This window comes from Mycobacterium sp. (genome assembly GCF_032162605.1).
Classification (GTDB): domain Bacteria; phylum Actinomycetota; class Actinomycetes; order Mycobacteriales; family Mycobacteriaceae; genus Mycobacterium.
Map to the genome: position 1 here is coordinate 1 of NZ_JAVROT010000559.1, position 4,856 is coordinate 4,856.

The 4,856-nt window shown below is 69.6% G+C and carries 4 protein-coding genes; all 4 read left to right on the top strand.

Features of this window, described 5'->3' with window-relative positions; genetic code table 11:
• A partial coding sequence (locus tag QOI01_RS31040) for an AtuA-related protein (protein ID WP_526387235.1) occupies positions 1-595 on the top strand: 595 nt, incomplete at its 5' end.
• Positions 592-1,752 carry an acyl-CoA dehydrogenase family protein gene (locus tag QOI01_RS31045; RefSeq protein ID WP_526387237.1) on the top strand — a complete coding sequence of 387 codons (1,161 nt, stop codon included), beginning with the start codon at positions 592-594 and terminating at the stop codon, positions 1,750-1,752. The genes QOI01_RS31040 and QOI01_RS31045, both read left to right, overlap by 4 nt.
• The gene (locus QOI01_RS31050; protein WP_526387239.1) at positions 1,749-3,344 is read left to right on the top strand and encodes an acyl-CoA carboxylase subunit beta; all 1,596 of its coding nucleotides are present in this window, start codon (positions 1,749-1,751) and stop codon (positions 3,342-3,344) included. The genes QOI01_RS31045 and QOI01_RS31050 overlap by 4 nt, the downstream gene beginning before the upstream one ends.
• Before the next feature lie 76 nt (positions 3,345-3,420).
• Positions 3,421-4,856, top strand: a 1,436-nt coding sequence (locus QOI01_RS31055; protein WP_526387241.1) for an acetyl-CoA carboxylase biotin carboxylase subunit, incomplete at its 3' end; no start/stop codon positions are given.

The following is a 4,856-nucleotide window of genomic DNA, read 5'->3' on the forward strand; positions in this document are numbered from 1 at the left end:
TCCGAAGACCGTGGGCCGCCACTTCTCCTCCGCCGCAGTCGAACTGGCATTGGCCAGCTATCCAGGATTCACGACGACGGCCCCTCCTGGCGAGGGCCAGGTGTACGGGGTGTTCACCGCCGGGTACGTCGACGCCGCCGAGGTTCCGCACCTCGCGGTGCACGCCGACGGCGCGCGGACCGAGATTGCCCCGGCGGCCGAGACGAAGGTGCTGGGACCGGTCGTCGAGGGCGCGCTGCCGGTTCCGCTGCCCGCCGGGAAGACCAGACGTGCACCGCTGGGTCTCGTCGCCGGAGCCCGCAGCGGCGACAAGGGTGGCGACGCCAACGTCGGCGTGTGGGTGCGCACCGACGAGCAGTGGCGCTGGCTCGCGCACGCGCTCACCACCGACGCGCTGCGCGAGCTGCTTCCGGAGACCGGCGAGCTGCGCGTCACCCGCCACCTGCTGCCCAACCTGCGCGCGGTCAACTTCGTCATCGAGGGCATCCTCGGCAAGGGGGTGGCTTACCAGGCCCGCTTCGACCCCCAGGCCAAGGGGCTCGGCGAATGGCTGCGCAGCCGAAACGTCGAGCTTCCCGAGGAGTTCTTGAAGTGAGCATCTGGATGACACCCGAACGCGAACAGCTCCGAAAGACGGTGCGGGCCTTCGCCGAACGAGAGATCCTGCCCAACGTCGACGAGTGGGAACGCTCGGGTGACCTGCCGCGCGAGCTGCACCTCAAGGCCGGTGAGGCAGGACTGCTCGGCGCGGACCTGCCCGAGTCGGTCGGCGGCGGTGGCGGTGACGGCGCCGACGCGGTGGTCATCTGCGAGGAGATGCACCAGTCGGGCGCGCCCGGCGGCGTCTTCGCGTCCCTGTTCACGTGCGGGATCGCGGTGCCGCACATGATCGCCTCCGGCGACGAACGCCTGATCGAGACCTATGTGCGGCCGACGCTGCGCGGCGAGAAGATCGGCTCGCTGGCCATCACCGAGCCCGGCGGCGGTTCCGACGTCGGGCATCTCAAGACCACCGCGCGCCGCGAAAGTTCCAGCGACGGTGACTTTTACATGCTCAACGGCGCCAAGACCTACATCACCTCCGGTGTGCGGGCCGACTACGTGGTGACCGCCGCCCGCACCGGCGGTCCCGGCGCGGGCGGGGTGTCTCTGATCGTCGTCGACAAGGGCACACCGGGATTCGAGGTCAGCCGCAAGCTGGAGAAGATGGGCTGGCGGTCCTCGGACACCGCCGAGCTGTCCTACACCGACGTCCGCGTTCCCGTCGCCAACCTGATCGGCGCCGAGAACAGCGGCTTCCTTCAGATCGCGGGCGCGTTCGTGAGCGAGCGCGTCGGGCTGGCCGCGCAGGCGTACTCCAGCGCGCAGCGCTGCCTGGACCTGACCGTCGAGTGGTGCCGCAACCGGGAGACCTTCGGCAGACCGTTGATCTCGCGCCAGCAGGTGCAGAACACGCTCGCCGAGATGGCGCGACGGGTCGACGTCGCGCGGGTGTACACCCGCTACCTGGTCGAGCGGCAGCTTGCGGGTGAGACCAACCTGATCACCGAGGTGTGCCACGCCAAGAACACCGCCGTCGAGTCCGGCGAATGGGTGGCCAATGCGGCCGTCCAGCTGTTCGGCGGCATGGGCTACATGGCGGAGTCCGAGGTCGAGCGGCAGTACCGCGACATGCGCATCCTGGGCATCGGCGGGGGAACCACCGAAATCCTCACCGGCCTGGCCGCGAAGACACTTGGATACCAGTCATGAGCGCGCTCAAGTCAATGGTCGACCCGACGTCCGCCGCGTTCACCGATGCAGCCGAGGCGATGGCCACCAAGCTCACCGAGCTCGACGCCGAGCACGCCAAGGCGCTGGCGGGCGGCAGCGCCAAGTCCGTCGAGCGCCACCACGCCCGCGGCAAGCTGACGCCACGCGAACGCGTCGAGCTGCTCGTCGACCCCGATTCCCCGTTCCTCGAGCTGAGTCCGCTGGCGGCGTGGGGCAGCGAATTCCACGTCGGGGCCAGTGTGGTGACCGGGATCGGCGTCGTCGAGGGAGTCGAATGCCTCATCGTCGCCAACGACCCGACCGTCAAGGGCGGCACCAGCAACCCGTGGACGTTGCGGAAGATCCTGCGCGCCAACCAGATCGCCAGGGAGAACCGGCTACCGGTGATCTCGCTCGTCGAGTCGGGTGGTGCCGATCTGCCGACGCAGAAGGAAGTCTTCATTCCCGGCGGTCAGATGTTCCGCGACCTGACGCGGCTCTCGGCGGCGGGCATCCCCACGATCGCGTTGGTGTTCGGCAACTCGACCGCCGGTGGCGCCTATGTGCCGGGCATGTCCGATCACGTGGTGATGATCAAGGAACGCTCGAAGGTATTCCTCGCCGGGCCTCCCCTGGTGAAGATGGCCACCGGCGAGGAGTCCGACGACGAATCCCTTGGCGGGGCCGAGATGCACGCCCGCACTTCCGGTCTGGCCGACTACTTCGCGTTCGACGAACTCGACGCCATCCGCATCGGCCGCCGCATCGTGGCCAGGCTCAACTGGCACAGGGCGGGCCCGGCGCCGGGCCCGGTCGCCGAACCGCTGTTCGACGCCGACGAGTTGATCGGCATCGTGCCCGCCGACCTGCGGGTGCCGTTCGACCCGCGCGACGTGATCGCCCGCATCGTCGACGGCTCGGAGTTCGCCGAGTTCAAGCCGCTCTACGGCGGCTCGCTGGTGACGGGCTGGGCCACCCTGCACGGCTATCCGATCGGCATCCTGGCCAACGCGCGCGGGGTGCTGTTCAGCGAGGAGTCGCAGAAGGCCACCCAGTTCATCCAGCTGGCCAACCGCTCGGACACGCCACTGTTGTTCCTGCACAACACGACCGGCTACATGGTCGGCAAGGCCTACGAGGAAGGCGGCATGATCAAGCACGGCTCGATGATGATCAACGCCGTGTCCAACTCGACGGTGCCGCACATCTCGCTGCTGCTCGGCGCGTCCTACGGCGCGGGTCACTACGGGATGTGCGGGCGGGCGTATGACCCGCGCTTCCTGTTCGCCTGGCCCAGCGCGAAGTCCGCGGTGATGGGCGGCGCCCAGCTGGCGGGCGTCATCTCGATCGTCAGCCGCGCGGCCGCCGAGGCCCGTGGCCAGCAGGTCGACGAGGACGCCGACGCTTCCCTGCGGGCCGCGATCGAGGGCCAGATCGAGGCGGAGTCGCTGCCGATGTTCCTGTCGGGCAGGATGTTCGACGACGGCGTCATCGATCCGCGTGACACCCGCACCGTGCTGGGAATGTGCTTGTCCGCCATCGCCAATGGCCCGATCGAGGGGACGTCGAACTTCGGCGTCTTCCGGATGTGAGCGCCGAGATGGCGATTTCGGCGCGGTTGGTTGCGGTAAGCGCAACTCAGCGCGCCGAAATCGCGGAGGGAGCGAGATGATCACGCGAGTCCTGGTCGCCAACCGCGGGGAGATCGCCCGCCGCGTGTTCGCCACCTGCCGTCGCCTCGGCATCGGCACGGTCGCCGTCTACACCGACCCCGACGCCACCTCGCCCCACGTCGCCGAGGCCGACGTCCGCGTCCGCCTCGACGACCGCAACGGCTACCTCGACGTGGCGCAGCTGGTCGCCGCCGCCCGGGCAGCAGGCGCCGACGCCATCCACCCGGGGTACGGATTCCTCTCCGAGAACGCCGAATTCGCCGCCGCCGTGCAGGATGCGGGGCTGACGTGGATCGGCCCGCCGGTCGCCGCCGTGCACGCCATGGGCAGCAAGATCGAGGCCAAGAAGATGATGGCAGCGGCGGGCGTGCCGGTGCTCGACGAGCTCGACCCCGAGACGGTCACCGCCAAGCAGCTGCCCGTGCTGATCAAGGCGTCCGCAGGTGGCGGTGGGCGCGGCATGCGCGTGGTCCGCGAACTCGGCGAGCTGACCACGGAGGCGGAGGCCGCCCGGCGGGAAGCGCAGTCCGCCTTCGGTGATCCGACGGTGTTCTGTGAGCGCTACCTGGCAGGAGGTCACCACGTCGAGGTGCAGGTGATGGCTGACGCCCACGGGACCGTGTGGGCGGTCGGTGAACGCGAGTGCTCGATCCAGCGCCGCCACCAGAAGATCATCGAGGAAGCGCCGTCGCCCCTCGTCGAGCGCACACCGGGCATGCGGGCCAAGCTGTTCGACGCAGCTCGGCTGGCCGCGGAGGCGATCGGCTACACCGGCGCAGGCACCGTCGAATTCATGGCCTCCGGCTCAGAGTCCGGGGCGGGTGACTTCTTCTTTCTCGAGATGAACACCCGGCTGCAGGTCGAGCACCCCGTCACCGAGGAGACCACCGGACTCGACCTGGTCGAGCTGCAACTACTGGTCGCCGACGGCGGTCGACTCGAGGCGGAACCACCTGCCGCACGCGGGCATTCGATCGAGGCGCGGCTCTACGCCGAGGACCCCGCCAAGGACTGGCAGCCGCAGGCCGGACCGGTCCACCGCTTCGACGTCCCGACGGCGCTGACCGAGTTCGGGCTGCTCGGTCGCGCAGGCGTGCGGGTGGACTCCGGGGTCGTGGACGGATCGGCGGTGTCGGTGTTCTACGACCCGATGCTGGCCAAGGTCATCTCCTACGCACCGACCCGCACCCAGGCCGCCGCGATCCTGGCCGACGCGCTGGCCCGCACCCGCCTGCACGGCATAGGCACCAACCGCGACCTTCTGGTGAACGTCCTTCGCCATCCCGCTTTCCGCGACGGCGCCACCGACACCGCGTTCTTCGACACCCACGGCCTCGTCGAGTTGGCCGCACCGCTGGCCGACCCGTCGGCGCCGAGAGCGTCCGCGCTGGCGGCCGCCCTGGCCGACGCCGCCGAGAACCGCAGCGCCGC